We start from the raw sequence: 25,214 nt of genomic DNA on the forward strand, positions 1-25,214 counted from the left end.
GCACAACGCCCGAGAGGAAACGCAAGATGGGCTACACGCTCGATTTCTCGGTGCTTTGGCATGCAATGCCCGCACTGCTGTGGGGATGCGTGGGTACGTTGGGCCTGGCGCTTGCCGGAATGACGCTCGCAATGATTATCGGTGTTGCCGGCGTCGCGGCACGCGATGCGAAGGCGGCCTGGTTGCGTGCCATCGTGATCGGCTTCGTCGAGATCGTGCGCAATACGCCTTTCCTGGTGCAGATTTTCTTTCTGTTCTTCGCCCTGCCGCTCATCGGGTTGAAGCTCAATCCAACCGCTACCGCCATTATCGCACTCGGTGTCAATGGCGGCGCCTACGCCATCGAGATCATTCGCGGCGGCGTTCAGTCAATTCATAAAGGACAGGTAGAGGCCGGCTACGCGCTCGGCCTGCACAAGGGGCAGGTATTCCGCTTCATCGTGCTCAAGCCCGCACTCCGCGCGATCTACCCCTCGCTCACGGGTCAGTTCATCATGCTGACGCTGACCTCGTCGATCTGTTCGGCGGTATCGGCTTACGAATTGACGTCGGTTGCGCAGCGCATCGAAAGCGACACATTCCGCAGCTTCGAAGTCTATTTCTCCGTCACCTTCCTCTATCTCGCGATCTCCTGGCTGTTGATGCTGGGCTTCGCGGTCATCTCTCACCGCTTCTTCTCATATCCGACACGCTGAGGGGGAGATCATGGCACCGCATTTTGGTCTTCCCGAGTTCGGTTTCCTGCTGCGTGGGCTGCAATGGACGATGCTGCTTACGCTGGTCGCGTTTGCGGGCGGCTGCACGGCGGGGCTAGCCGTAGCATTGCTGCGCACCTGTGGTCATAAGGGGGTGGAACGGATTATCCGCATTTACATCGGGATATTCCAGGGCACTCCGCTGCTGCTGCAGCTTTTCGTCGTGTATTACGGATTGGCGCTTACCGGGCTGAAGCTCGACGCGTTCGTCGCGGTGGCGATCGGTTTCACTGTAAATGCCTCCGCCTTCCTTGGCGAGATCTGGCGCGGTGCAATACAGGCCGTGCCGCGCGGCCAGACCGAGGCGGCGATGGCGCTTGGACTGCACTATTCGTCTCGCATGCGCGACATCGTGCTGCCGCAGGCGATCCGCATCTCGCTGCCGGCGACCATCGGCTATCTCGTGCAGCTCATCAAGGGCACTTCGCTCGCCGCCATCGTCGGCTTCATCGAACTCGCCCGCGCCGGTCAAATCGTATCGAACCAGACCTTCCAGCCGTTGCTCGTCTTCGGCGTGGTTGGCGCAATGTATTTCATCCTCTGCTGGCCACTCTCATGGTGGGGCAGTCGCATGGAGGCCAGGCTGGCCCTGGCCAATCAAAGGTAGGAACGGCGCACCTGCCCAATCACATACAGCCATCATCAGGAGGAGATACTAATGTTGTTTGCACTCAATCGTCGCCAGTTCGGCATTGCGTTGCTGACGTTGGGGGCCATCGCTGTCGCAGGCGAGTCGCAGGCGGGCACTCTGGAAGACGTTAAGAAGAAGGGTGTCGTCGTCATCGGAATTCAGGGCGACAATCCTCCCTGGGGCTTTGTCGATAGCTCAGGAAAGCAGGATGGCATCGATGCCGACATGGGGCGCGCCTTCGCTGAATATCTCGGCGTGAAGGCCGAGTTCGTCCCGCTGGCGGTGGCGAATCGTATTCCGGCGCTGACCACGGGCCGCGTAGACATTCTGTTCGCAACCATGGCCATGCTGCCCGAGCGCGCAAAGGCGGTGCAGTATTCCAAGCCGTATGTTGCCAACGAGATTACACTTGTTGCTGCCAAGGCGACCCCGATCAACAGCAATGCCGATATGGGCAAGTACGTTATCGGCGTTCCGAGGTCCTCCACGCAGGACACCCAGGTCACCAATAGTGCTCCAGCAGGCACCGAGATCCGCAGATTTGATGATGACGCGGCCACGATCCAGGCGCTGCTCTCCGGCCAGGTCCAGGCCGTCGGTGCGAATTTGTTTTACCCGCAGCGTCTGAATGCGGCGAAGCCGGAACTCGGGTTCGAACCCAAGCTTCACTTCACCGCTCTGTACAACGGGGCCTGCACGCGCCTGGGAGACAAGGAGTGGAACGAGACGGCCAACAAATTCATCGACCAGATCAAGTCGAACGGCAAGTTGGCCGCCTTCTACGCTAAATGGATGAAGGTGCCCGTGCCGACCTTCCCCGACTCGGTCCCCGGCGTTCCATTCACCATCCAGTAGCCACTGCGAGCGGCCGACGCGCGATCCGCGTTGGCTGCCGCCCGACAGCGGAGACCAGCATGCAGGACCCGATCCTGATCGAAATGAAAGCCGTGCAGAAATGGTACGGCGGGTACCAGGCACTTCGCGATGTCGATCTCACCGTGCGCAAGGGCGAGAAGATCGTGCTCTGCGGTCCGTCCGGCTCAGGCAAGTCGACTCTGATCCGCTGTATCAACCGCCTCGAGCCGATCCAGCAGGGTAGTATCGTGGTGAACGGTCACCGGCTGGACGATAGCATCAAGGCTATCGATGTCGTACGTCAGGACGTCGGTATGGTCTTTCAGAGCTTCAACCTTTTTCCGCATATGACGGTCTTGCAAAACTGTACACTCGCGCCTATTCGCGCGCGTCGCATCAGCAAGACCGAAGCGGAGGCGACCGCGCGAAAATACCTCGAGCGCGTGCGCATCGGTGATCAGGCCGAGAAGTATCCGGCTCAACTTTCGGGCGGTCAGCAACAGCGCGTCGCGATTGCGCGTGCGCTCTGCATGCAGCCCAAGGTGATGCTGTTTGATGAACCGACCTCGGCTCTCGATCCGGAAATGGTCAAGGAGGTGCTCGATACGATGATAGGCCTCGCCAACGACGGCATGACCATGATTTGCGTCACCCACGAGATGGGCTTTGCCCGCCAGGTTGCCGATCGTGTCATCTTCATGGCTGAAGGGAAGATCATCGAAGAAGGCGCGCCCGACGCTTTCTTCCGCAATCCACAGCACGCCCGCACCAAGCAGTTCCTTGGCGAGATCCTTGCCCATCACTGAACGGAGTTCTTCTATGAGTCGTCTTGTCTACGTCCTCAACGGGCCAAATCTCAATTTGCTCGGCAAGCGCCAGCCCCACATCTACGGTCACGAGACGCTTGCGGACGTGGAGCGCGATTGCCGGGCGCTGGCCGGGGAGCTCGCATTGGAGATGCGCTTTCACCAGTCGAACAGGGAATACGAGCTGATCGACTGGATCCACGAGGCGCGCGAGACGGCTGCCGGTATCGTGATGAATCCCGCGGCTTTCACCCATACGTCGGTTGCCATCCTGGATGCTTTAAACACGTTCGAGGGAACAGTAATCGAGGTGCACATTTCCAACGTGCACAAGCGCGAGGAATTCCGCCACCACTCGTTTGTCTCCAAACGAGCTGATGGGGTCATCGCAGGCTTCGGCACTCAGGGTTATCTGCTCGGCTTGCGTCGTGTGGCCAAGCTGCTTGATGAGAAGACGGGGTAGCATCGTATGAGTGCGCCCGTCCGCCTGTCGGTGATGGGAGCGGGTCTCATCGGCAAGCGACACATCGAACACATTCTCGCGCGGCCGGAGGCGGCACTGTCGTCGATCGTCGATCCGACGCCGGCGGCGCAAGAGTTGGCGGTTTCGCTGAAGGTGGACTGGTTTCCGTCCTTTCAGGACTTGCTCTCCGAAGATCGGCCAGAGGGAGTGGTTGTCGCCACCCCCAACCAGATGCACGTGGCCAACGGCATGGATTGTATCGCTGCGGGCGTCCCAGCGCTCATCGAGAAGCCGTTAGCGGATGATGTCGTCGCTGCACAAGCCCTGGTCGAAGCCGCCGAGCGGGCGGGCGTGCCGCTGCTCACCGGCCATCATCGCCGCCACAACCCGTTGATTCAGCGCGCCAAGACGGAGATCGACAGCGGCCGGCTCGGCCAGATCGTATCGGTGCATGGCATGTTCTGGCTGATCAAGCCGGACGATTATTTCGATGTGGCTTGGCGCCGCGAAAAAGGGGCGGGCCCTGTTTTCCTAAATCTCATCCACGATGTCGACCTATTGCGATATCTGTGTGGGGATATCGTGGCGGTACAGGCTGCCCAATCCAATCGACTGCGTGGAAATGCCGTTGAAGAGACCGCGGTGGTCATCCTGCATTTCGCCTCCGGCGCGCTGGGAACGGTCAATGTCTCCGATACGATCCAGTCGCCTTGGAGCTGGGAATTCACGGCTGGTGAGAACCCGGCGTACAGTCATACGCAGGAGACTTGTTACCAGATCGGCGGCACGAGGGCATCGCTGTCTATTCCGCAACTCGATCTTTGGCATCATCCAAGCAAGACCAGCTGGTGGACGCCGATAGAGCGCGAGCGGCTGAGGTACGAGAAGGAAGACCCGCTTGGCCTGCAGATTGCCAATTTCTGTGCGGTTATCCGCGGTACGGCTGCGCCTGTGGTGAGCGCGCGCGAAGGTCTCAAAACCCTCGAAGTGATTGACGCGATCAAGCGCGCAGCGGAAACCCAAAATCTCGTGTCGTTTTGAAGCGGGAAAGCACAGACGTCAACGCCGGAGTATCGAGGTTATCGCGCACTCGACGTTTGGCGGACGATCAAGGCCCCGCTAATAGGAAGCGCAACGAAGCACTATGATCGTGCGACGAATGCCCATTTTCGGTCAGATAAGCCCGGTGGTACGACGAATAAGTCATTGATTGTTCTTTAGCGGGTCCCAGGTTCGAGCCCTGGTGCGCCCACCAATCCTTTCAAAAACTTGCGGCGGTGCCTGTCAGAAGGGGCCTGAGGAGCAAGATGTCAGCCCGATTGGATGAACCTCGCCCAAGGGCCAAAATCGTCGGCATTGGCGAGCCGTCCGATCTTGCCGTGGCGCAGACACGGAAATTCCGGCCTCATTCGAGGCAGGGGGCCAGTGCATATGTGACGAAGGAAGAATCGATCGAAGACCTGGTACGCGTCAGTCTTGCTGCCGCTGATGGCCAATTCCTGTGCCTACCGCGCATTTCGCGGCTCATGCAGGAACGGCTGAGCGAACTCGCCGCCAGCCGCGAACGTAGCGCCGGACTCGAACGCCTGTCACGTCGCGAACACATCAATCTTCGCCTGCTAGGGCACAATCTTTCGAACAAGCAGATCGCCCGCGAACTCGGACTTGAGGTTTCGACGATCAAGGATCATGTGCACAACATCATCGTGAAGCTGAGCGTCAAGAACAGGATGCAAGCTGCAACCTTCTCTCGCCCGATCTAGCGCCGACTGATCGATATATAATGGCAACGTAGGGAGGTTTCCCTATGGAATTGGGGTTGCAGAATTTCGCCAAACATCTCGATGCGCTGAAGTGCAGGGCGCGGCGTCCGCCTTCAACACCGAGTACTCCGCGCATGAGCACGACCCGGAGGGCGTCGCTGCCGCTCTCCGGGATTGGGTAAGCGAGACTAATGGTGCGCGTGAGGTGGGGCGCGTCGGCGCATGCTAGTCACCACCTTTCGACCCATGGCCGAAGCACGACTTCGAACGCCCACGTCGACCGATGCTGGCGATGCAGTTGCAAATATGTTTCGGCGATATGGTCAGGGTTGGCCATGTTGTCGTCGACGGTCGTTCCCGCCAGTCGGTGTGCGCGGGTCCCATCCTCCTGAGTCCAGCCGATTGCAGCGTCGATCGGCACATTCGCTACGTGGATACCCTGCGGCATCAGTTCTCTTGCCATACTCTGCGCGAGTCCCGACTTGGCATGACATGCCATCGCAAAGGCGCCGCTCGATGGGAAGCCTTTGAGCGCCGCGCTGGCGTTCGTGAAGATGATCGTTCCCTTCGCGCCGTTGGCGTCGGGTCTGTTTCCAAGCATGAGCCGTGCAGCCTGCTGTCCGACCAGGAAGGCGCTGAAGGCCGAGTTTCGAAGTGTTTCGAGTGCCATGATCGGGTCGGCTTCGATAACACTCTTGCGGAAAATGCCGGGGACTCGGCCGTCGATGTTATGCACCACAAGCCTCGGCGTCCCAATATCCTGCACGACATCCTTGAACAATTGGTCCACAGCCGCCGGTTCGCTCGCATCGCAAGCGAATCGACGCACCCCATGCATCTCTTCGAGTTTCTCAAGAACCGCTTTTTCGGGATTCCTGGCTGCTATAGCGACACGCATACCGTTCTTTGCGAACAGCCTCGCGCAACTTGAGCTGATGCCCGGACCGCCACCGACAATGAGTGCAACATCCTGGACGGGGGGGTGGGCGTCCTGCTTGGACTGAGTCATTTCGCTTGCTCGCGTGTTAGAACTGGTAGTTACTGGCAACGACGTGTCGACGATGTCTAGTATGCGGCCTCACTCCCAACGTCGAAAGATGACACTGGCGTTGACACCTCCGAAGCCGAAGCCGTTCGAGATCGCATGCTCCATTGTCATGGGCCGAGCCTTCCGGGCCACGAGGTCGACGCCATCAGCGGCCGCGTCGCCATTTTCGAGATTGAGGGTAGGCGGCGCGATCTGGTCGCGTAACGCGAGGATCGTGAAGATCGCTTCCGCTCCCCCGGCTGCGCCGAGCAGATGACCGGTCGCCGATTTGGTGGCGCTCACGGCAATGTTTCCGTCGCGGCCGAACACGGCTTTGATCGCCTCCAGTTCGGAAACATCGCCAACCGGCGTCGAAGTAGAATGGGCGTTGAGATGCTGGATATCACCGGGCTTGAGGCCGGCCTGCCGCAAGGCGCCTTCCATGGCGCGTCGCGCGCCGTCGCCGTCCTCGGGTCCTGACGTGATATGGTAGGCATCAGCTGTCGTGCCATAGCCGGCGATTTCGGCGATCGGTCGGGCGCCCCGCCGGAACGCGTGTTCCAATTCTTCAATCACGAGAATGCCGGCTCCTTCGCCCATCACGAAGCCGTCGCGGTCGCGGTCGAAGGGGCGGGACGCGCGCGCTGCCGTGTCATTGAAGCCGGTCGAAAGGGCCCGGGCAGCGGCGAAGCCGCCGAGGCTCACAAGATCAATGCAGGCCTCCGAGCCCCCGCAGATTGCAACGTCGGCTTCTGCGCTTCGGATCAGACGCGCTGCATCTCCGATTGCCTGCACACTCGCGGCGCAGGCGGTGACCGGCGTACCGATGGGGCCCTTGAAGCCATAGCGGATGGAGATATGCCCGGCCGCGAGATTGGCGAGAAAAGACGGCACAGTGAACGGCGAGAGGCGCCTGACGCCGCGCTGATCGGTGGTGCGAACCGACTCGACAATTGCCGGAAAGCCTCCGATGCCGGATGCGATCACGGTCGCCGTGCGCTCCAGCGAGTGTGCGTCGGAAGGAGTCCATGCCGCTTGCGCAATAGCCTCGGCCGCGGCAGCCAACGCGAACAGGATGAAACGATCCATCCTGCGCTGATCCTTGGGAGGAACAACCAGATCCGGATCGAAGCCTCCATCCGGATCGTCGGCCTTTGTCGGCACTACTCCAGCGACCCGCGCGGGAAGGGCAGCCGCCCATTCGGGAAGGGCAGCCAGCCCGGACCGGGCCGCAAGCAGGCGGGACCATGCCAACTCACTGCCGCAACCCAACGGTGATACCAATCCTAGTCCCGTAACGACGACGCGACGCATGATGACATTACCTTTCTGAGCTATCCTTGGCCGAGCTTGTCCGATTCCTGCTGAAGCCCCGCTCACATCGCCACTTTGCCATCTTGCCGCATGGAAAGCCTTCGTCGATGCTATTGTGATCCAATTGGATGATGATATAAATATCATATTAAGAGCATAATACAATAGGTCGTACTCCGGTGGAGATTCCCCACATGCGATATACCAAGGGCCACAAGGACACTTCGCATGAACGGATCCTGAAGGTCGCAGCTAAGAAGTTCAGGCGGCAGGGTATTGCCGCCACGGGAATGACCGGGATTATGGCCGAGGCAGGACTGACGAATGGCGGATTCTACTCTCACTTCCGCTCGAAGAACGATCTGGTCCGGGAGGGAATCGAGTGTGCACTCGATGAGCAACCGCATCACCTGGCTGAAGCTGACGCCTCCCCTGGAGAACTCCGTGAGCTGATCCGTTGCTACCTCTCCGCCGAGCATCGCGACCACCCGGACTCTGGCTGTGCCTCCGCTGCGCTGCTTCCCGAGATTGGCCGTCAGCCGCGCTCCGTCCGCAAGGCCTACACGGCTCGGATGAACGAGTTCTTCGAGCAACTGGCTCGACGACTGCCGCAGAACAGTCTCGGCCACTCACCGCATGATACTGCGATCGGAATTTTCGCCGTGCTTGTTGGGACGCTTCAGCTCGCGCGCGCGGTCGAAGACCGCTCGATGTCCGATGCCATACTTGCGGCGGGCATTCGTGCAGCAAACACGCTCGCAGATACGGCAGGAAAGAAACTATAGTCAGCTATTCGAGAACGAGATGTTCAGCTATACGAAGTTGTTGATTGTTATTTTGTTTGGATTCGCTGCTGCGATGATTGCTTGCGGTTTGACCTATCCAGTAAAGGCACCTGCCCATACCGTCGATCAGATGATTGAGTCGCCAATTCAAAACGACACTGTTGGCGCGATCAAGTCATTGAAGGACATGGGGCGTCTGTAATGGGATTTAATGATGGGTGAGGGTATTGGCCCGAGGGGCCGAAAGGGGGAGTTCCAATTCGGATTATATTGACTATATATCTGCAAGTCAGTGCGCCGCGGGTCGCGGCAAGCTAGGTTGGGCCCGGAATGGCAAAGAAGAAAAGTCTTGATGCGTCTTGTCCTGTAGCACGAACGCTCGACATTGTAGGCACGCGCTGGACGTTGCTGATTATCCGCGATCTTCTCCCGGGCACCATGCGATTTCAGGACCTTCAAGAGCGTCTGCCCGGCATGGCGCCTAATGTGCTCTCAGACCGTCTAAAAACACTTGAGGCACACGGCCTTGTACGTCGCGAATTCTACAGCGACCATCCCCCGCGAGCCGCCTATACCCTTACGGACCGAGGCCGTGAGCTCGGTGTTATCGTTCTGGCTCTTGGCCGATGGGGCATGCGGCACCTCGGCGGTAAGTTGAATCCTGGTCTCCAGCACGACGAGGCTTTCCGGCGCCTGCAACAAGCGGCCGACGCCATAGCCCGTCGGCCGGTTCAGCGGGCAAAAACCGGTGGCAAAGCCGTTTCCCTGAAGAGCTAAGGGGATTGAGCCAAGCAAGGGCGGTTTGCCCCCGCTGTCCGTCGCGGCCAGCCGGTTTGGCGAGACACTCAGCCGATCGATCTGTCGAGCCTCAGGGCGGTGCTGGTACACTACGCTCGTCTTGGCCGTGACCTCATTCTCGCCGCGCCTAAGCGCCCAAGCTGCAAGGGGGAGAGCTGACTTTGCCGTCGGTGAACTGAAGCATGATCATGTGGCCTCCAGAGCTTTGCGAACGCGGGGATTTCGTCCGAGGGCCCATCGGACGCCCCTGGGAGCGCGCCCAAGCAACCCTTCAAGCTTGTCGTTGATAACATCATAACGTCCACCTGCGACCAGGCGGGTGATTGTTCCTAGGTGGTCTGCGATATGCGGACTGCGAGGCGCGATGGGACTATTGATGTATGTCTCGATCCAGGCATCCAAGTCCTGCGGTACATACGAGATACGTCGTCCCAGCGCGGCGCCGTAATCCTCTGCAAACCCATGCATGTCCTTCAACTCCGGTCCTGTGAGCTCATACGACATCGACATGTGCGCCGAAGGATCGATCAAGACCTTCGTGCAAACCTCCGCAACATCGTAAGCGGCGATTGGTGCGATCTTCTGCGTGCCAAAAGGCAGGTGCAGTTCGCCCGCACCAAGCAACTGCCTTAGCGGAAACCAGGAAAGGATAGGATTCTCAACGAACATGGTCGCCCGGATATTGACGACCGGCAGGCCGGACCACTTCAGCGCCTGCTCCGATGCCCAATGGCCTCTCTGCTGCGGTGACCATTCAGCGACAAGTCCCCCGAGCCATTCGAGGCGCGCCTCGTAGGCGTCGGTCATTTTATCGAACGTCATGTAGGACTGCTCGAACTCCGAAATGTTCACGAAGACCTCAATGTCCCCTTGCGCACGCGCAGCGGCGGCTATCAAGATGCTGGCGTCGGTATAGTACGGGTTCAAACTCATGCTGAAGTAGATCCGGCGGCAACCCTTCAGGGCGGCGGCGACATCGGCGACGTTGAGCAGATCCCCGACGAACACTTCGGCTCCGATCTGTCGAAGCGCCGCCGCCCGCTCATCGTCCCGCCTCACGAAGGCACGTACCGGATGTTGCTGCTCCAGTAGCATGTTGATCATCGTCTTGCTTACGGAGCCGACTTCGCCGCCGGCTCCAGTGATCAAAATGGGATTCCGTTTCGACATCGAAATGTCCTTTTCGGCTAGGCAACTGGTTGTTCGTTGAAGCGAAGCCGGTTCGCGCCATCGAGGTACAGCCGACCGTTCGCTCTCAGAGGCCGCTCAGCGTTTCAGGAAGCGCAAGACGTGGCTCAACACTGCGTCGGGTTGTTCAAGATGCAGGAAATGACCGACGCCACGTATCACGATGCGCTCGAATCCATTTGTGAACGCCGTCTCCATGCTGTCGCTAAGCTGCGCAGACATGCAGCCGTCGTCCTCCCCGTGCAGATAGAGCGAGGGGACAGCAATTGGGCCGCTCGCGCGGGCTTCAAGGGCCAGGGCGGCCGGATCAGACGGCGGCGTGAACAACTGCCGGTAATAGGCCAGGGTCTGGGTCAGGACTCCCGGTTGGCCAAACGTCTCGTTGAGCGCGGAACGGTCCGCAGGCGGCAGCACATACCCCGGCGACCATTCTCGCCAGAGCCGGTCGAGGAATGCAAAGTCGTTGAGCTGAACCGCCGTCTCCGCCAGGCGAGTCTGGAAGAAGAACATATACCAGCTTCGCCGCTGTTGATCGCCATCGGCGATGAATGCTGTCGTCAGTCCCTTTCCATAGGGGACTGCCAATCCAACAAGCTTGCGGACGCGGGCGGCATCGAGGCTTGCTGCGGCATAGACTGCGCGCGCTCCGAAGTCATGGCCGATCAGATCAGCCTGCTCGGCCCCCAGCGCTTCAATAAGCGCTAACACGTCCTGCCCGGTCGCCAAGGCGCGGTAGGATCCGTCGGGTGCGGCGCCATCGACCCAATATCCTCGCAGAGCCGGCGCGACGGCCCAATATCCTTCCTGCGCGAGACGACCCAGGAAGTGAACCCAGCTCTGTGCATGATCGGGAAAGCCGTGCAAGCATAGCACAAGGGGACCGTTCCCCGCTTCGAGGATCGGAAAATCGAGCCCGTTGGCGCGGACCGTGCGCTTGCGGATGCGGTCCAGGGCAGGGGACGCGGGGCTGTCCGGCATGGTTACACGATCCTCGTATCTCACTTGGATGATGACTGTTATTAAACAGGGGAGAAAGACGGTAACGCCTGACGTGCTATTCAATCCGGCGCCATCGATGCTGCGATGGACCGGCTGCGGAAACCCCGCGCGCCCGACCCGTACGCCCATCGTATGCGAGGCTGACTATTCGTCATTTCGTTATTGCGCTGAGCCTATCTCGGCTAAGCGGCCATTCGCAGCAGATCGACGATATCGGCTTCGCTTTTGAAAGGCCGCGGATTGGCCTGGATGAAGCGATGATTGATTGCAATCTTGCTGATCTTGCCAAACTTGTCTTCGCCGATGCCGACATCCGCAAGACGGCCTGGTAATCCAAGGCTCTTGGTGAATTCTGCAAAAGCGTCTGCCGCCGCCATGTCCGGCCGGCCAAGAGCCGCTGCTAGACGTTTCTGAGCATCCTCGGTGAATGGCTTGTTGTATCGAAGCAGGCTCGGCATGATAACGGGTGTGCAATAGTAGTGAGGAACGTCGAAAGTCCCTCCGAGCACATGGCCAATGCCGTGACTTGCTCCCATCGGGACGCGTGCCTGGAGGCCGAACGACGCGAGCCATGAGCCCTGCTGGGATAGTCGCCGCGCCTCCAGATCGTCACCTTGCTGCAAGGTCCGGAGCATTCCCTCACGCAGGGTGCGGATGCCGGCCAGGACGACCTCATCGGCCAGCGGGGTGCCGGCGGGCGAGCACAACGCTTCGATGCCGTGATCCATCGAGCGCGTTCCCGATCCCATCCATAGGCTGGGCGGCGTATGCAGGGTAAGGGCAGGGTCGAGAATAATCGCCACGGGCGACATTTGGGGGTGGAAGAAAATCTGCTTCAGCTTATGGCGCTCATCGGTGACCAGCGCTGCTGCATTGTATTCGCCACCATTCAACGTCGATGGGACCGCGATCTGGCGGACCGTGGGCGGACGGAACGGAGAGACGTTTACGCCCGGGCCCATGGGGAATGGATCGAACCCCGCTTCATCGCGGATGTCATGTTCCATCGCCATGATGACTATTTTTGCCAGATCGACGGCGGACCCACCACCTACAGCCACGATCAGATCAGCTCTTGCATCTTTGGCTTGACGGGCAACATCGGCGGCTTGCTTGCGGGTCGTGTGCTGAGCAATTCCGTCGAAGGTCGCGACATGTTTGTCGCCCAGCGCACGCCGTATCTTCTCGATCTCATCGGTCTTGGTGTTCAACGTTCGACTGGCGAGAAGGAAGACGCGCTTTGCATTCAGCCGCTCTGCCTCTTCGTTCAGAGCTTCGGAAGCAGCTGTGCCATAGATGACACGATCAATTGCTGGAAAGTTGTGCACGCCGGCCTTGCGCATTTTGTTTCTCCCTAAATCCAAGTGACTATATTATCAATAGTGACTGGAGCGCAACCGGGGACTTGGGGCGATGCAATCTCTCGCCATGCGCTGCCGATCTGCTCGGGCAATCTGCCGGATAGGAACTACCGCAAAGTAGGGCGGTGGTCTTGACTAAGATGGGAGGAAATCGTCGCGACGATAGGTATGGGCGACAACGCCCGTAGGGCTCGCCGGTGCGTCATTTCGCTTCTCGCTGACTGGATCGGCTGGCGGGAAGATGCTGTCATAAATCGCACGCGCCTCTCGAATGAGACGGTCTCGCTCGCGCTCGGACTTTGACACAAACCGAATAACTTCGCCCATATTTGCTCCAAAGCCTAAGTGCCGGAATTTGCAGTTAGTGGACCGCTTCAACCACGATATGATAACGATCATTCAATATCGAAATAGGATCTCCGCATGAACTGTGAAGCTCTGCAGGCGGTAACGAAGAGATAAATAACTCGTGACAGCGGTCTTCGGAATTTGCGGCGTTCACTGTTGAGGATAACTTTGCTGGTGTTGAACGCGGTCATTCGCCGAGCCGGCGGACGTCGTTCGGGATTGGATCCGAAGATATTCGAGTTCGCGCTCAAGCTTTGAGACACAATCTTCCAGCCTGAACATGTAGTCGCCGCGCGGATCGTCCATGCCGAGCGCTTCAGCCCAGCAATTCAGACGTTCCCAGAAGCGCTTGAGCATCGTTGCGCACTCGTGTCGTCGATCACTGCGCTCAATCTGTCGCCAAGATCGCGCGAGCCAGCTCCGACGGATTCTCGACAGCCGAGAAGTGGCCGGTATTCTTGAGCATCACCAATTGTGCGACAGGAATGAGTGACCGTGTACGTTCGCGTTCATTTGGCCGGGACCAATCGCTATCGCCATAGATGAGCGTCACAGGCGCCGAGATTTGCCGATAATAATCGCGGGCCTTGCTCCAGGATCGCCAGCCTGCCAGCACCTTTCGTGCGACCCGCCTGTATCCCGGGCGGTGGGCCACTTCATTGAACTCAGCGAGCAGATCGGCCGGCAGTTTGCCGGGGTCGTGATATCCGCCGCCCATAATCTTGCCGAGGACCATCTTGTTTTCGAGCGATGCATTGATCGCGCCGAGCAGCGGGATCTGCAAACTTCCGATGATAAGATTCGCAAACCAGTTGCCGCGTCGAATGCCGTCGCCGTAGCGGGTCTCGTAGTCGTAGGGGTTGATCGCATAGACCCGCTTCACCCGCTGTGGAAGCGACGCCGCCACCGTGAGGGCCAATGCACCGCCGATCGACTCGCCAACAAGCGTCACGTTGGAGAGATCCAGTTCCTCGATGAAGCGAATGACGGCCCGCCTGAAATAGGGTTCGTCGAAGCTTGCGGTTGGATCGATTGGTGAGTGGCCGTGGCCAGGCAGATCAATGGCGTAGACCGTGTGCGAACTGGCGAGGAGGGGAGCCAGACTGCGAAAATATTCGAGCTGCGTCCGGATGGTATGTATCAGAAGCAGCGGAGGCCCGCTGCCGATCTTTTGAAAACGGACGCTTAACGTATCCGATAGTTTGAGCAGACTTGGTTTGACTTCAGTCGCGCTACGCATTTGACTCTCTCCGCTTTGAAGGCGATCTCTCAAGCGGCAGCGGCTTCGCGAACCTGTTCAACTGCCGCATCCAGAAGTGCCTGAGCCAGATCAGGGTCATTGACGACGCGCGATAGTGTCACCGCGCCGACCATCGTCGCGAGAATGGCCATGGCCTTGCTACTGGACGCCTCGCCACCGGCCTCGGCAATGAAGCGGCCGAGCACTTCAAGATGTGCCTTTATTCCCGCTTCGAATGCCGCCTTCACGTCGGCTCCCTGTCTGGCGGCATCGGCGCCGAGCGCTACGATCGGGCAGCCGTCCATCTTTTCTTCGCGATGGTCGCCGCTGAGGTAAAACGCGATCACCGCGCCGAGCGGATCATCAGGATTTTTCGTTGCCGTGTCCGACCATCGGAGGGAAGCGCCCTCCAACGCGCGCCTGGAGGCCTCTATCGCCAAATCCTCTTTTGACGCGAACTGCTTGTAGAAGGCGCCTTGTGTTAGCCCGGCCGCCTTCATCAGATCCTTCAGCCCGATGCCGTCGAAGCCGCGCTCCCTGAAGAGGCGACTTGCCACGTCAATCACGGTTTGGCGGTTCTCCGCGGCTTGAACGCGACTCACACGCATGGTGCACCTCCATATAGATTTCGATCGAACTCTATAGCCAAGATAGAGTTCGAACGAAATCTATCAATAGCCAAGGCTGAATTTGGCTGCCGGAAAGGGCCGAAAGGCCGGCTTTTGGTGATCACGTTTCCGTCAGAGTCCAAATTTAGATTGCGATCGACATCTAAATGAACTATAGAGTTCGAACGAAATCTAAAGCGCACGGAGACATGCGATGAGAAAGAGCAGACTTTTGGTCGTGGCTGGCGTCCTGATCGTGGCCTCCGGAGCCGCCGTTTTCGCTACTCTCGCTATGTCCCCCAGAGCCTCCGCTGCGCGTGACCCGAGGCAGGAACCGCCGATGGTCAGATTGGTGACGGCCGCACGGGTGACCGGATCCGAACGCGGTTTCACGGGCACCATAGGCGCCAAGGTGGAGAGCAATCTCGGTTTTCGCGTTGCCGGCAAGATCGTTGAGCGGCTCGTAAACGTCGGTGAGCAGGTCAAATCCGGGCAGCCGCTGATGCGGATCGATGAAACCGACCTCCGCCTGGCTGTCGCAGCGAAGCGCAACGCGGTTGCCGCCGCGCGTGCAGCTGTCGTTCAGACCGACGCCGATGAGCGGCGCTACGCCAACCTGGTGAACGACGGATGGACTTCCAAACAGCGCTACGAGCAGGCGAAGGCCGCATCGGACACCGCCAAAGCGCAGCTTGCCGCGGCGGAAGCCGAAGCGGGGGTCGCCGAGAACCAGGCGACCTATTCCGTCCTGGTGGCAGATGCGGACGGAACGATCACCCAAACGCTTGGCGAACCCGGACAAGTCGTCTCCGCCGGCCAAGCGGTCGTTCGGCTGGCGCAGTCCGGCCCTCGCGAAGCTGTGGTGGCGCTTCCCGAAACGGTTCGGCCGGCGATTGGTTCGCTCGCCGATGCAAGCCTGTATGGCAGTGATGGTCGCCGCTATACCGCACATCTCCGGCAGTTGTCGGATTCCGCCGATCCCCAGACCCGCACCTACGAGGGCCGCTACGTGCTCGATGGTGAGGCCGCGGCAGCACCGCTTGGCGCGACCGTCACCATTCGGCTTGCAAGCCAGGATAGTCAGCCGGAAGTCCAGGTGCCGCTGGGAGCGGTGCTCGATGACGGCCGGACGACAGGCGTTTGGGTGTTCGACAACACCACTTCGTCGGTCCGCTTTCAACCTATCAAGCTTCTGCGTGTGACCAGCGAAACGGCCGTTATTTCCGGATCGAACTCCGGTGACCAGATTGTTTCCCTCGGCGCTCACCTCCTGCACGAGGGCGCGCGCGTCAGGACTGCCTCTGAAAGCAGGAGCAACTGATGAACCTCAATCTTTCCGCGGTCGCCGTTCGCGAGCGTGCTGTCACCCTGTTCTTCATCATCCTGTTGGCTGCCGCTGGCGCCTATGCCTTCTTCATGCTCGGGCGGGCTGAGGACCCGTCCTTCACCATCAAGACCTTGACGGTCACCACCGTCTGGCCGGGCGCGACGGCACGCGAGATGCAGGACCAGGTCGCCGAGCCGCTGGAGAAGCGGATTCAGGAGCTGACCTGGTACGACCGGGTGGAGACGACGACGCGGCCAGGCTATGCGTACATGACGGTTACGCTGAAGGACAGTACACCGCCATCCAGCGTGCAGGAGGAGTTCTACCAGGCCCGCAAGAAGCTTGGAGATGAAGCGCGCAAGCTGCCATCTGGCGTGCTCGGCCCCTTCGTCAACGACGAATATTCCGACGTGAGCTTCGCGCTCTATGCCCTCAAGGCCAAGGGCATGCCGATGCGCGAACTCGCCAGGCAAGCCGAGGTCATCCGTCAGGACCTCCTGCATGTGCCCGGCGTCAAGAAGATCAATATCCTCGGCGAGCGCCCCGAACAGATTTTCGTCGAGTTTTCCTATGCCAAACTGACGACCCTTGGCGTATCGGCACAGGATATCGTTGCCGCCTTGCAGCGGCAGAACACGGTGACGCCGGCAGGCTCGATCGACACCAAGGGGCCGCAGGTCTTTATCCGGATCGATGGCGCTTATGACAGCGTCCAGGCGATCGCGGACACGCCGATCGTCGCTGCCGGGCGAACGCTGAAGCTTTCCGACATTGCCGAGGTCCGCCGCGGCTACGAGGATCCTCCCACCTACATCATCCGACACCAGGGTGAGCCCACCATCATGCTCGCTGCGGTTATGCAGGAGGGATGGAATGGTCTCGCGCTCGGCAAGGCGCTGGAAGAAAGGTCCGCAGCCATCGCACGGACGCTGCCACTCGGGATGACGCTGGCCAAGGTCAGCGACCAGGCCGTCAACATCACCTCGGCGGTCGACGAATTCATGATGAAGTTTGCGATGGCGCTGGGCGTGGTGCTGCTGGTGAGCCTGCTCAGCCTCGGCTGGCGCGTCGGCATCGTCGTGGCGGCCGCCGTCCCTCTGACACTTGCCGTCGTGTTCCTCATCATGCTGGAAACCGGCCGGTTCTTCGACCGCATCACGCTCGGCGCCCTCATCCTGGCGCTCGGTCTCCTCGTCGACGACGCCATCATCGCCATCGAGGTGATGGTGGTGAAAATGGAAGAGGGCATGGACCGCATCAAGGCGGCGGCCTACGCGTGGAGCCACACGGCGGCACCAATGTTGTCGGGCACGCTCGTGACCGTCGCCGGGTTCCTGCCGGTCGGCTTCGCGCGCTCGACGGCTGGCGAATACGCCGGCAACATCTTCTGGGTCGTAGGGTTCGCCCTTATCGTCTCCTGGATCGTCGCAGTGATCTTCACGCCATATCTTGGCGTCAAGATGCTGCCCGCGATCAAGCCGGTCGAAGGCGGTCACCACGCGATTTACGGCACGCCCAATTATCAGCGCCTGCGCGGGCTCATCACCTTCGCCGTGCGCCACAAGTTCGCAACAAGCGGCATCGTCGCTGTCGCCTTCGCGCTTTCCGTCGTCGGCATGGGCGGCGTCAAGCAGCAGTTCTTCCCGACCTCCGACCGCCCGGAAGTGCTGGTGGAGGTTCGTCTGCCGGAGGGCACTAGCATCGAGACGACGACTTCTACCGTCGAGAAGCTCGAAGGTTGGCTGCACCATCAATCCGAGGCCAAGATCATCACAAGCTATGTCGGTCAGGGTGCGCCGCGCTTCTTCTTCGCGATGGCGCCGGAGCTGCCCGATCCGGCCTTCGCCAAGATCGTCGTGCTGACACCGGACGCGGAGGCGCGCGAAGCTTTGAAGCACCGGCTCCGACAGGCAGTGTCAGAGGGGCTTGCGCCTGAGGCCAATGTGCGCGTCACTCAGCTTGTGTTCGGACCGTACACGCCTTTCCCCGTCGAGTTTCGGGTCATGGGACCTGATCCTGCGCAGTTGTACGCCATCTCTGAAAAAGCGCTCGATATCATGCGTGGCGTTTCCGATGCGCGGCAAGCGAGCCGCGATTGGGGCAACCGCACACCCGTGCTCCGCTTCGTGCCGGATCAGGATCGACTGAACCTCATCGGCCTCTCGCCGTCGGAGGTGGGCCGACAGTTGCAGTTCCTCCTTACGGGTATCGCGGTGACGCAAGTTCGCGAGGACATTCGCAATGTCCCCATCGTGGCACGCAGCGCCGGCGGCGAGCGGCTGGATCCGGCGCGGCTGGCGGATTTCTCGCTGATGAGCCGGGACGGCCGCTCGATTCCGCTCGACCAGGTCGGCCATTCGGAAATAGGGCTTGAAGAGCCGATCCTGAAGCGCCGCGATCGCACACCCGTAGTCACGATTCGCTCTGACATCAACGAGGCGACCCAACCTCCGGAGGTCTCCAAGGAAATTAATACGGCCCTGCAGCCGCTGATCGCATCTCTTCCGGCCGGCTACCGTATCGAATTGGGCGGATCGATCGAGGAGGCAACCAAGGCCAATGATGCGTTGGCGACGATCTTTCCCGCCATGATCGCCGCCATGTTGATCGTCATCATGCTGCAGGTGCGATCCTTCTCGACGATGGCCATGGTCGTACTGACGGGACCGCTCGGCCTGGTCGGTGTCGTGCCAGCATTGCTCATCTTCAACCAGCCCTTCGGGTTCAACGCGATTCTGGGCCTGATCGGACTGGCGGGCATCCTGATGCGCAACACCCTAATCTTGACCGAACAAATCAAGGAGAACCTTGCCGCCGGTCTTGATGACTATCACGCCGTCATCGAGGCTACGGTGCAACGCACGCGGCCCGTGATCCTGACCGCACTTGCCGCCGTGCTGGCCTTCATCCCCCTCACGCATTCCGTGTTCTGGGGATCGATGGCCTATACGCTGATCGGCGGCACGGCGGTCGGCACGGTGCTGATCCTGCTGTTCCTTCCAACGCTTTATGCCGCGTGGTTTCGGATCAAGCCGACGGCAGATGAGATCCATGGGGATTCGAAAGAGCAGTCGGAACCGCGAACGGCAATGGCTGCCGAGTAGGGCCTTGTTTTATCCATGAATCGTCCAGTCCGAACGGGAATTGATCCCGATGAGGCGCGATCGCGCATCCTGGAGGTGGCGGAGGGGCACTTTCGCCACGTCGGTTATCACAAGACGTCAATGGCCGACATTGCCTCTGAACTCGGTATGAGTCCGGCGAATGTCTACCGCTTTTTCCCCTCCAGGGATGCAATCAATGAGTCGATTTGCGGGCGGGCCTTGAACGAGGTTGCTGATATCGCCTCTGCGATCGCATGCGTGAACGTGCCGGCCATGGAAAAACTCGACCGGCTCCTGACCGCCGTTCACCGCCACAACAAGATGACGCTGGTCGAGGAAAGGCACATGCACGACCTGATTGTCGTCGCCATGCATGAGAACTGGACGATCATCAAGGCGCACGTCGAACGGATGGTGGCGATCCTTGAGGCGGTCATACGCGAGGGCATCGAAGAGGGCGAGTTCGAGGTGGAAGATGCCGCGCAAGCCGCGCGAGCTGTCAAAATGGCCTTCACGCCATTCTTCCATCCGACTCTGATCGAGCACTGCATTCGACATGGCGAGGACACCGAAGCGGACCTGCACAACCAGATCCGCTTCATACTGAAAGCGCTCGGCAGGTCCGGCTAAGCCAGCACGCATTCGGGTCTGCGGTTCCGAACCACCCACTTAGCAAGGCACATCGCAACGACCCGGCATCGGGCTGCGCCGTTGCTTGAATAGTCGTTCTCCAACGCCGGCGTTCCCGGCAAAGTTCTATACCAGAATCGACAGTGCCTTGCGAAATGGAGGAAGCGTGCCACCGCATCCTGACGCCCCACGTCTAATTGTCCGAACTAGGTCAACTCCACTTAGAGCCAAAAATGCCCGCCGTTTCGCAAATTCCAGCCCAGCGCGACACCATTTCGCAGCATAGCAATGTCCCGTCCCGAAGGCTTGCGGGGAGAATTAGATCCTCGAATTGGCTTGACGAGTTCAAAAAAAGAACTGTACGTTGCGGGAAAGACGGTCGAACAATGGCCGCGGTTTGCAGGATCGCGACCCCCGCCGGGGATGCGCCTCAGCTATTCAGAAGGGAGGATGCAATGCTCAGATGTTTCAATTTCAGACCTGCTTTCGCGCTGATGCTATTGACGCTGGGATCGTCCGCGTTTGCCGCAGATGCGCCGGGGGTAACAGCGGCCGAAATCAAGATCGGCGGCGTGTTTCCCTTCAGCGGACCGGCCTCATCGATCGGTCTCGTGGGTAAGGGACTTATGGCCTATATCCAGTCGGTCAATGACCGCGGCGGCATCAATGGACGCAAGATCAACTACATCGCATATGACGATGCGTACAGCCCGCCAAAAACGGTGGAGCACGCCCGCAAACTCGTCGAGAGCGACGAAGTATCGTTCATGTTCGGCCAGCTCGGCACTCCCGGCATCTCGGCGACGGCAAAATACCTGCGGTCGAAAGGGGTGCCCAGCATCGCGATCATTTCCGGATCGTCCAAGTTCACGGATGTCACCAATTATCCGCTGACGACGACAGGCCTCGTCAGTTACGACACTGAAGGAAAGATCTACGCCAAATACCTGACGAAGGCGCTGCCAAACGCCAAGTATGCCATCCTTTATCAGAACGACGACCTCGGCAAAGACTACCTGAGTGCCTTCAAGGCCTTTCTCGGCAAGGATTTCGACCGCAAGGTCGTGAGCGCTTCCTATGAGGTCACCGAACCGACAGTTGATTCACAGGTCGTCAATCTCAAGAGCTCCGGTGCGGAGGCTCTTGTGATCGCCGGCACACCGAAGTTCGCGGCGCAGGCCATCCGGCAAGCCTCGGTGATCGGCTGGAAAGCGACCGTGATCCTTAACTTCCCATCTGGCTCCGTCGGAGGGACGCTCGCGCCCGCCGGTCTCGACAAATCTGTCGGCGTAATCGTGGGCACGACCTACAAGGATATTCTGGATCCGGCATGGAAAGATGATCCTGGCATGCAGGCCTACAGGGTGTTCTTTGAAAAATATTTGCCGGGCGCCGATATCACCAACGGCAGCTATCTCACCGGCTATCAGCAAGGCATCTTGCTCGAGCAGATTCTGAAGCAATGCGGGAATGATCTATCCCGCAAGAATATTCTTGCGCAAGCCAAGAACCTGAAGGACTTCGTCCTTGAAACGTCGCTGCCCGGCATCAAGGTCAACACCAGCGACAGCGAGAACATGATCTGGACGCAGATGCGCCTGCAGCGATGGACCGGCACGAGCTGGCAAGGCTTCGGGGAAGTGCTGGACGCGAGGTCCGAGTGATCTGACCAGCCAAGCCACGGGTGTGGCAGTTCGATGCGAGCTGCCCACCGTTCTGGCCGACAGCCCGATTGCCCCAGGCGGTGGGACCAGAGCCAACGGCCATTAGCGGGCGAAGCGCGTTCAGCAGGCGATCGGCTCCGCGCGTAAACGAAGGAGATCAATCCCGATGTCGACGAAGGCACTGACGTTTGCGCCAAAAGATGTTTGGATAGCGCGTCGAACCGACGGCACGCTCATATTGAGCTCGCCAATTCAGTTGGGCGAATGCGATTGGCGCATCACGGACTTCCTTCCGATCTGGGCAAATTCCGTTCCGGATAGAATCTTTCTTGCGCAGCGTAACGCGAAGGGAGGATGGGACGAAATTACCTATGGCGAGGCCTGGTTGCAGGTTCAGGCGGTCGGTCAAAGCCTGATCGATATGGGTGCCAAGCCGGGTGACAAGCTGGTAGTGCTTTCGGGCAACTCCATCGAGAACGCGGTAATCTCGTTCGCAGCGATGTCAATCGGGGTAATCCTGGCGCCAATATCGCCAAACTACACGCTGATGCCCGGCGGCCTGGCCCGCCTCAAGGACGTTGCGGAAGCACTGCGTCCGAATTTCGTTTTTGTTCAGAGCTGTCGCGACTATTCCGCCGGCCGCTCCATTGCCGAATTGGCAGCCGCGACCTGGATCAGCGTCGATGGCGCGCCGGACACGGTCCCCTTCCAGGCAATGACCGCCATGAACGGGAGTGACGGATTCCAGCGCGCATCAAGTGCGGTGTCTTGCGACGCCGTCGCAAAGATATTGTTCACGTCCGGTTCGACCGGTTTTCCGAAGGGCGTGCTCAACACCCACCGCATGATGGCGAGCTCCCTTCAGATGGGTGGCCTGCTGGTGTCGCCTCCGGATACGCCGATCCAGGTCGAGTGGCTGCCATGGCACCACACAATGGGCAGCAACGTGATCCTTCACAGCATTCTCAAGAATGGCGGAACGCTCTACATCGACGACGGTCGGCCGCTGCCCCAGCTCTTCCACAAGACGGTCGCCAACCTCAGGGAGATTTCCCCGACCGCCATGTTCAACGTGCCTGCCGGCTATAACCTCTTGTGTGATGCGATCGAGAAGGACCCCGAGCTAGGCGCCAGCGTGTTCAAGCGAATGGACAGAATGAGCTATGCCGGCGCTGCAATTTCGCAAGGCACGCTCGAAAAGCTCTATCGATTGACGTCCTCAATTACCGGCCGGCGAATCCCCGTCATGTCGGGCTATGGCACCACCGAAACGGCGCCAACGATCAGTACGACGCATTGGGCAACCGACCAGCCGGGAGAGATCGGTCTTCCCGCGCCGGGCCTGCAACTGAAGCTGATCCCGGTTTCAGATACTTACGAGGCAAGGGTCAAGGGACCCAACGTTACCCCAGGCTATCTTGGAAGGCCGGATTTGACGGAAAAGGCCTTCGACGAGGAAGGCTTTTATCGCATCGGCGACACTGTTTCGTTTCTGGATCCCGAGAAGCCGGAGCTTGGGCTGCGTTTCACGGGCAGGATTTCCGAAAACTTCAAACTCGCGAACGGTACGTGGGTCTCGATCGGGAATATGCGCGCAGCGATCCTGGCGGCCACGCGCGGCATGTTGCTGGATGTTGTAATTGCCGGGGAAAATCGTGAATCGTGTGCGCTGCTCTGCTGGTTGAATCCGACCGAGGCTGCGCGGATTTCGAAGAGTCCAGGCTCAGATCTGACCTGCGACGCCGATGTGGTCGAATTTTTGAAGGAACGTTTTCGGGAATACAATGAAGCCGTTGGAAGCAGCGAAAGAATCTGCTCGTTCTCCTTGTTGAGGGAGCCGGCGTCAATGGCAGCAGGGGAAATCACCGACAAGGCCTACGTCAATCAACGTGCTGTGCTGAAGCATCGTGCCGAACAGGTCGAGCGCCTCTACTGCAACGAAGCAAGTCAAGATGTGATACGCGTCTAAAGGCGAGTTCAGCCGTTCGCGACCTTCCCGCATGTCGGGCCCGCCAGATGGCGCGTGCGGATAATCCCCAGCTGCAAATTGCCAGAGCGAGGCTTGCGACGTCATATCCCGGCTGCGCGCGACCTCAAGCGGCTGCTTTGCGGCGCGCCTTGGCCTTCGGACTAGCGGGCACCTTTGCCGCTGGCGTGCTTCGGGCACCGGGGCCGGGATGCGTATGAACCTCCTTGGCCGAAAGCGGCTCGCCGCATTCGGAACACACCATCACCGGATCGAAGTTCTTTCCGCATTTGCGGTGCTGGTGCAGCAAGGGTCGCCCGCGTTCGTCGACCATGTGCGTGTCGCCCCAATGCACAATCGCCATCATGATCGGATAGAGATCGAGTCCCTTCTGAGTGAGGATGTATTCATGCCGCTTGGGCGACTCCTGATAGGGAATGCGGCGCAGGACACCGAGCCGGACCAGTTTCTTCAGTCGCTCCGCGAGCAAATGCCGCGTGATCCCAAGTGCGGACTGAAATCCTTCGAAGCGGCGGGTTCGCAGGAAGCACTCCCGCAGGATCAAAAGGGTCCAGCGGTCGCCGATCACGCCGATGGTGCGGGCCATCGAACATGGTTCTTCTTCCAGTTGATCCCATCTCATTCCTGCTCTCCGGTCTTCCGCGCTCGTTCTGCTCGAATCGTCAAGGGGGCTTTTTGGTTCCGCTACCATTCTAGTTAGGTACTAAACTCCAAACAATCCCCTTGCGTTCGCGTCAAATCAGGAAAATCCAGCATGATTTGACAGTTCGATTTTAGAACTGTAAAAGAAGGTGGCAAACTTGGGTTCACCCTGCTGATCGTCGAACCTGACCAACAACGCGCTCTCCGGGAGGAGTCGACATGCCCCTGAAGGTAGAATTCCAGTTCGATTTCGGCAGTCCTAACGCTTATTTGGCGGAACTTGCCATTCCGGGAATGGAGCGGCGCACCGGCGTGAAATTCGAGTATGTCCCGGTTCTGCTCGGCGGCATCTATAAGGCGACGGGCAACATGTCGCCGTTCGATTCACTTCGCGGCATCAAGAACAAGCCGGAATACCAGGCGCTGGAGACCCAGCGCTTCATTCGCCGCCATAACGCAACGAAATTCCGGCAAAATCCGTTCTTTCCGGTCAACACGCTGGTGCTGATGCGGGGCGCTGTCGCCGCCCAGTTCGAAGGCGTATTCGAGCCCTATTTCCGTGCCGCCTACCATCATATGTGGGAGGAGCCGAAGAAAATGGATGATCCCGAAATCTTCCGGAACGCGTTTATTTCGTCAGGCGTCGATATCGACAGGTTGATTGCCCGCGCCCAACAGGATGACGTCAAGAAGAGGCTGATCGATCTGACCAACGACGCGGTCAGCCGGGGAGCATTCGGCTCACCGACCTTCTTCGTCGGAAAGGAAATGTTCTTCGGCAAGGACCAGCTCCGCGACGTCGAGGAGTCGATCGTCGAGCAGACGCGTCAGGCTGTTCCCAAGACGGCGTAGAATTGAGCGCTTGACCGATAATCGAAGTTCGGCTCGGGTTCAGAATAACAAAATACAGGGGAGTGCC

At 59.5% G+C, this 25,214-nt stretch carries 26 protein-coding genes; 16 read left to right on the forward strand and 10 right to left on the reverse strand.

What is annotated here, in order from left to right; translation table 11 throughout:
* Nucleotides 1-26 precede the first annotated feature (26 nt).
* The 7 genes from QA643_RS08680 to QA643_RS08710 all read left to right on the forward strand — a co-directional run bounded on the left by QA643_RS08680 (nt 27) and on the right by QA643_RS08710 (nt 5,273).
* Nucleotides 27-695 carry an amino acid ABC transporter permease gene (locus QA643_RS08680; RefSeq protein WP_283032773.1) on the forward strand — a complete coding sequence of 223 codons (669 nt, stop codon included), beginning with the start codon at nt 27-29 and terminating at the stop codon, nt 693-695.
* A 10-nt stretch (nt 696-705) separates the two neighbouring features.
* Nucleotides 706-1,362 (forward strand): amino acid ABC transporter permease, encoded by a 657-nt coding sequence (locus tag QA643_RS08685; protein WP_283032774.1) that lies wholly within the window; start codon nt 706-708, stop codon nt 1,360-1,362.
* A 51-nt stretch (nt 1,363-1,413) separates the two neighbouring features.
* Complete coding sequence (locus QA643_RS08690) at nt 1,414-2,241, forward strand: transporter substrate-binding domain-containing protein (RefSeq protein ID WP_283032775.1); 828 nt, start codon at nt 1,414-1,416, stop codon at nt 2,239-2,241.
* Nucleotides 2,242-2,300: 59 nt separating this feature from the next.
* Nucleotides 2,301-3,047, forward strand: coding sequence for an amino acid ABC transporter ATP-binding protein (locus QA643_RS08695; RefSeq protein ID WP_283032776.1), 747 nt, complete (start codon nt 2,301-2,303; stop codon nt 3,045-3,047).
* Nucleotides 3,048-3,060: 13 nt separating this feature from the next.
* The gene (aroQ, locus tag QA643_RS08700; RefSeq protein ID WP_283032777.1) at nt 3,061-3,510 is read left to right on the forward strand and encodes a type II 3-dehydroquinate dehydratase; all 450 of its coding nucleotides are present in this window, start codon (nt 3,061-3,063) and stop codon (nt 3,508-3,510) included.
* A 6-nt stretch (nt 3,511-3,516) separates the two neighbouring features.
* Nucleotides 3,517-4,551, forward strand: a complete 1,035-nt coding sequence (locus tag QA643_RS08705; protein WP_283032778.1) for a Gfo/Idh/MocA family oxidoreductase — start codon at nt 3,517-3,519, stop codon at nt 4,549-4,551.
* A gap of 266 nt (nt 4,552-4,817) precedes the next feature.
* Nucleotides 4,818-5,273: a response regulator transcription factor gene (locus tag QA643_RS08710; protein WP_283032779.1), complete on the forward strand. Its 456-nt coding sequence runs from the start codon at nt 4,818-4,820 to the stop codon at nt 5,271-5,273.
* 229 nt (nt 5,274-5,502) lie between these two features.
* Here the strand turns inward: QA643_RS08710 and QA643_RS08715 are convergent, their stop codons facing one another.
* A complete protein-coding gene (locus QA643_RS08715) occupies nt 5,503-6,282 on the reverse strand; it encodes an SDR family oxidoreductase (RefSeq protein ID WP_283032780.1) in 780 nt (259 codons plus the stop codon).
* 69 nt (nt 6,283-6,351) lie between these two features.
* Nucleotides 6,352-7,614, reverse strand: a complete 1,263-nt coding sequence (gene fabF / locus QA643_RS08720; RefSeq protein ID WP_283034746.1) for a beta-ketoacyl-ACP synthase II — start codon at nt 7,612-7,614, stop codon at nt 6,352-6,354.
* Nucleotides 7,615-7,808: 194 nt separating this feature from the next.
* Between fabF and QA643_RS08725 the strand changes: the two genes are divergently transcribed.
* The 3 genes from QA643_RS08725 (at nt 7,809) to QA643_RS08735 (ending at nt 9,176) form a co-directional block, all read left to right on the forward strand.
* Entirely contained in the window at nt 7,809-8,399 is a 591-nt protein-coding gene (locus tag QA643_RS08725) for a TetR/AcrR family transcriptional regulator (RefSeq protein ID WP_283032781.1), read from the forward strand.
* Nucleotides 8,400-8,418: 19 nt separating this feature from the next.
* Nucleotides 8,419-8,601 carry a hypothetical protein gene (locus tag QA643_RS08730; RefSeq protein ID WP_283032782.1) on the forward strand — a complete coding sequence of 61 codons (183 nt, stop codon included), beginning with the start codon at nt 8,419-8,421 and terminating at the stop codon, nt 8,599-8,601.
* Nucleotides 8,602-8,729: 128 nt separating this feature from the next.
* Nucleotides 8,730-9,176, forward strand: coding sequence for a helix-turn-helix domain-containing protein (locus tag QA643_RS08735; protein WP_283032783.1), 447 nt, complete (start codon nt 8,730-8,732; stop codon nt 9,174-9,176).
* A 207-nt stretch (nt 9,177-9,383) separates the two neighbouring features.
* Here QA643_RS08735 and QA643_RS08740 read toward each other — a convergent pair whose 3' ends face one another.
* From QA643_RS08740 to QA643_RS08770, 7 genes are all read right to left on the reverse strand, one after another.
* Nucleotides 9,384-10,367 (reverse strand): NAD(P)H-binding protein, encoded by a 984-nt coding sequence (locus QA643_RS08740; RefSeq protein WP_283032784.1) that lies wholly within the window; start codon nt 10,365-10,367, stop codon nt 9,384-9,386.
* 96 nt (nt 10,368-10,463) lie between these two features.
* Nucleotides 10,464-11,363 (reverse strand): alpha/beta hydrolase, encoded by a 900-nt coding sequence (locus tag QA643_RS08745; RefSeq protein ID WP_283032785.1) that lies wholly within the window; start codon nt 11,361-11,363, stop codon nt 10,464-10,466.
* A gap of 203 nt (nt 11,364-11,566) precedes the next feature.
* On the reverse strand, nt 11,567-12,727 hold the full coding sequence (locus QA643_RS08750; protein WP_283032786.1) for an iron-containing alcohol dehydrogenase: 1,161 nt from the start codon (nt 12,725-12,727) through the stop codon (nt 11,567-11,569).
* 153 nt (nt 12,728-12,880) lie between these two features.
* A complete protein-coding gene (locus tag QA643_RS08755; protein ID WP_283032787.1) occupies nt 12,881-13,072 on the reverse strand; it encodes a hypothetical protein in 192 nt (63 codons plus the stop codon).
* Nucleotides 13,073-13,243: 171 nt separating this feature from the next.
* Entirely contained in the window at nt 13,244-13,450 is a 207-nt protein-coding gene (locus QA643_RS08760; protein WP_283032788.1) for a hypothetical protein, read from the reverse strand.
* Nucleotides 13,451-13,481: 31 nt separating this feature from the next.
* The gene (locus tag QA643_RS08765) at nt 13,482-14,333 is read right to left on the reverse strand and encodes an alpha/beta hydrolase (protein WP_283032789.1); all 852 of its coding nucleotides are present in this window, start codon (nt 14,331-14,333) and stop codon (nt 13,482-13,484) included.
* Between the two features lie 29 nt (nt 14,334-14,362).
* On the reverse strand, nt 14,363-14,941 hold the full coding sequence (locus tag QA643_RS08770) for a TetR family transcriptional regulator (protein ID WP_283032790.1): 579 nt from the start codon (nt 14,939-14,941) through the stop codon (nt 14,363-14,365).
* A 214-nt stretch (nt 14,942-15,155) separates the two neighbouring features.
* Between QA643_RS08770 and QA643_RS08775 the strand changes: the two genes are divergently transcribed.
* The 5 genes from QA643_RS08775 to QA643_RS08795 all read left to right on the forward strand — a co-directional run bounded on the left by QA643_RS08775 (nt 15,156) and on the right by QA643_RS08795 (nt 23,635).
* Nucleotides 15,156-16,262 carry an efflux RND transporter periplasmic adaptor subunit gene (locus tag QA643_RS08775; protein ID WP_283032791.1) on the forward strand — a complete coding sequence of 369 codons (1,107 nt, stop codon included), beginning with the start codon at nt 15,156-15,158 and terminating at the stop codon, nt 16,260-16,262.
* Nucleotides 16,262-19,372, forward strand: coding sequence for an efflux RND transporter permease subunit (locus tag QA643_RS08780; RefSeq protein ID WP_283032792.1), 3,111 nt, complete (start codon nt 16,262-16,264; stop codon nt 19,370-19,372). The genes QA643_RS08775 and QA643_RS08780 overlap by 1 nt, the downstream gene beginning before the upstream one ends.
* 120 nt (nt 19,373-19,492) lie before the next feature.
* Complete coding sequence (locus QA643_RS08785) at nt 19,493-20,002, forward strand: TetR family transcriptional regulator (RefSeq protein WP_283032793.1); 510 nt, start codon at nt 19,493-19,495, stop codon at nt 20,000-20,002.
* A gap of 494 nt (nt 20,003-20,496) precedes the next feature.
* The gene (locus QA643_RS08790) at nt 20,497-21,666 is read left to right on the forward strand and encodes an ABC transporter substrate-binding protein (RefSeq protein ID WP_283034747.1); all 1,170 of its coding nucleotides are present in this window, start codon (nt 20,497-20,499) and stop codon (nt 21,664-21,666) included.
* A 166-nt stretch (nt 21,667-21,832) separates the two neighbouring features.
* Nucleotides 21,833-23,635 carry an AMP-binding protein gene (locus QA643_RS08795; RefSeq protein ID WP_283032794.1) on the forward strand — a complete coding sequence of 601 codons (1,803 nt, stop codon included), beginning with the start codon at nt 21,833-21,835 and terminating at the stop codon, nt 23,633-23,635.
* Between the two features lie 124 nt (nt 23,636-23,759).
* On the opposite strand, the gene QA643_RS08800 is transcribed toward QA643_RS08795, so the two are convergent.
* Complete coding sequence (locus QA643_RS08800; RefSeq protein ID WP_283032795.1) at nt 23,760-24,275, reverse strand: helix-turn-helix domain-containing protein; 516 nt, start codon at nt 24,273-24,275, stop codon at nt 23,760-23,762.
* A gap of 239 nt (nt 24,276-24,514) precedes the next feature.
* Between QA643_RS08800 and QA643_RS08805 the strand changes: the two genes are divergently transcribed.
* The gene (locus QA643_RS08805; RefSeq protein WP_283032796.1) at nt 24,515-25,147 is read left to right on the forward strand and encodes a 2-hydroxychromene-2-carboxylate isomerase; all 633 of its coding nucleotides are present in this window, start codon (nt 24,515-24,517) and stop codon (nt 25,145-25,147) included.
* Nucleotides 25,148-25,214 lie beyond the last annotated feature (67 nt).

Origin of the sequence: Bradyrhizobium sp. CB3481, assembly GCF_029714305.1 — a bacterium.
In the GTDB taxonomy this organism is placed as follows: domain Bacteria; phylum Pseudomonadota; class Alphaproteobacteria; order Rhizobiales; family Xanthobacteraceae; genus Bradyrhizobium.

Bases quoted from the DNA above. Each gene is read 5' to 3' on its own strand.
- QA643_RS08680 (WP_283032773.1), top strand. From the start codon at position 27: ATGGGCTACACGCTCGATTTCTCGGTGCTTTGGCATGCAATGCCCGCA.
- QA643_RS08685 (WP_283032774.1), top strand. From the start codon at position 706: ATGGCACCGCATTTTGGTCTTCCCGAGTTCGGTTTCCTGCTGCGTGGG.
- QA643_RS08690 (WP_283032775.1), top strand. From the start codon at position 1,414: ATGTTGTTTGCACTCAATCGTCGCCAGTTCGGCATTGCGTTGCTGACG.
- QA643_RS08695 (WP_283032776.1), top strand. From the start codon at position 2,301: ATGCAGGACCCGATCCTGATCGAAATGAAAGCCGTGCAGAAATGGTAC.
- aroQ (WP_283032777.1), top strand. From the start codon at position 3,061: ATGAGTCGTCTTGTCTACGTCCTCAACGGGCCAAATCTCAATTTGCTC.
- QA643_RS08705 (WP_283032778.1), top strand. From the start codon at position 3,517: ATGAGTGCGCCCGTCCGCCTGTCGGTGATGGGAGCGGGTCTCATCGGC.
- QA643_RS08710 (WP_283032779.1), top strand. From the start codon at position 4,818: ATGTCAGCCCGATTGGATGAACCTCGCCCAAGGGCCAAAATCGTCGGC.
- QA643_RS08715 (WP_283032780.1), bottom strand. From the start codon at position 6,282: ATGACTCAGTCCAAGCAGGACGCCCACCCCCCCGTCCAGGATGTTGCA.
- fabF (WP_283034746.1), bottom strand. From the start codon at position 7,614: ATGCGTCGCGTCGTCGTTACGGGACTAGGATTGGTATCACCGTTGGGT.
- QA643_RS08725 (WP_283032781.1), top strand. From the start codon at position 7,809: ATGCGATATACCAAGGGCCACAAGGACACTTCGCATGAACGGATCCTG.
- QA643_RS08730 (WP_283032782.1), top strand. From the start codon at position 8,419: ATGTTCAGCTATACGAAGTTGTTGATTGTTATTTTGTTTGGATTCGCT.
- QA643_RS08735 (WP_283032783.1), top strand. From the start codon at position 8,730: ATGGCAAAGAAGAAAAGTCTTGATGCGTCTTGTCCTGTAGCACGAACG.
- QA643_RS08740 (WP_283032784.1), bottom strand. From the start codon at position 10,367: ATGTCGAAACGGAATCCCATTTTGATCACTGGAGCCGGCGGCGAAGTC.
- QA643_RS08745 (WP_283032785.1), bottom strand. From the start codon at position 11,363: ATGCCGGACAGCCCCGCGTCCCCTGCCCTGGACCGCATCCGCAAGCGC.
- QA643_RS08750 (WP_283032786.1), bottom strand. From the start codon at position 12,727: ATGCGCAAGGCCGGCGTGCACAACTTTCCAGCAATTGATCGTGTCATC.
- QA643_RS08755 (WP_283032787.1), bottom strand. From the start codon at position 13,072: ATGGGCGAAGTTATTCGGTTTGTGTCAAAGTCCGAGCGCGAGCGAGAC.
- QA643_RS08760 (WP_283032788.1), bottom strand. From the start codon at position 13,450: ATGCTCAAGCGCTTCTGGGAACGTCTGAATTGCTGGGCTGAAGCGCTC.
- QA643_RS08765 (WP_283032789.1), bottom strand. From the start codon at position 14,333: ATGCGTAGCGCGACTGAAGTCAAACCAAGTCTGCTCAAACTATCGGAT.
- QA643_RS08770 (WP_283032790.1), bottom strand. From the start codon at position 14,941: ATGCGTGTGAGTCGCGTTCAAGCCGCGGAGAACCGCCAAACCGTGATT.
- QA643_RS08775 (WP_283032791.1), top strand. From the start codon at position 15,156: ATGAGAAAGAGCAGACTTTTGGTCGTGGCTGGCGTCCTGATCGTGGCC.
- QA643_RS08780 (WP_283032792.1), top strand. From the start codon at position 16,262: ATGAACCTCAATCTTTCCGCGGTCGCCGTTCGCGAGCGTGCTGTCACC.
- QA643_RS08785 (WP_283032793.1), top strand. From the start codon at position 19,493: ATGGCCGACATTGCCTCTGAACTCGGTATGAGTCCGGCGAATGTCTAC.
- QA643_RS08790 (WP_283034747.1), top strand. From the start codon at position 20,497: ATGCTATTGACGCTGGGATCGTCCGCGTTTGCCGCAGATGCGCCGGGG.
- QA643_RS08795 (WP_283032794.1), top strand. From the start codon at position 21,833: ATGTCGACGAAGGCACTGACGTTTGCGCCAAAAGATGTTTGGATAGCG.
- QA643_RS08800 (WP_283032795.1), bottom strand. From the start codon at position 24,275: ATGAGATGGGATCAACTGGAAGAAGAACCATGTTCGATGGCCCGCACC.
- QA643_RS08805 (WP_283032796.1), top strand. From the start codon at position 24,515: ATGCCCCTGAAGGTAGAATTCCAGTTCGATTTCGGCAGTCCTAACGCT.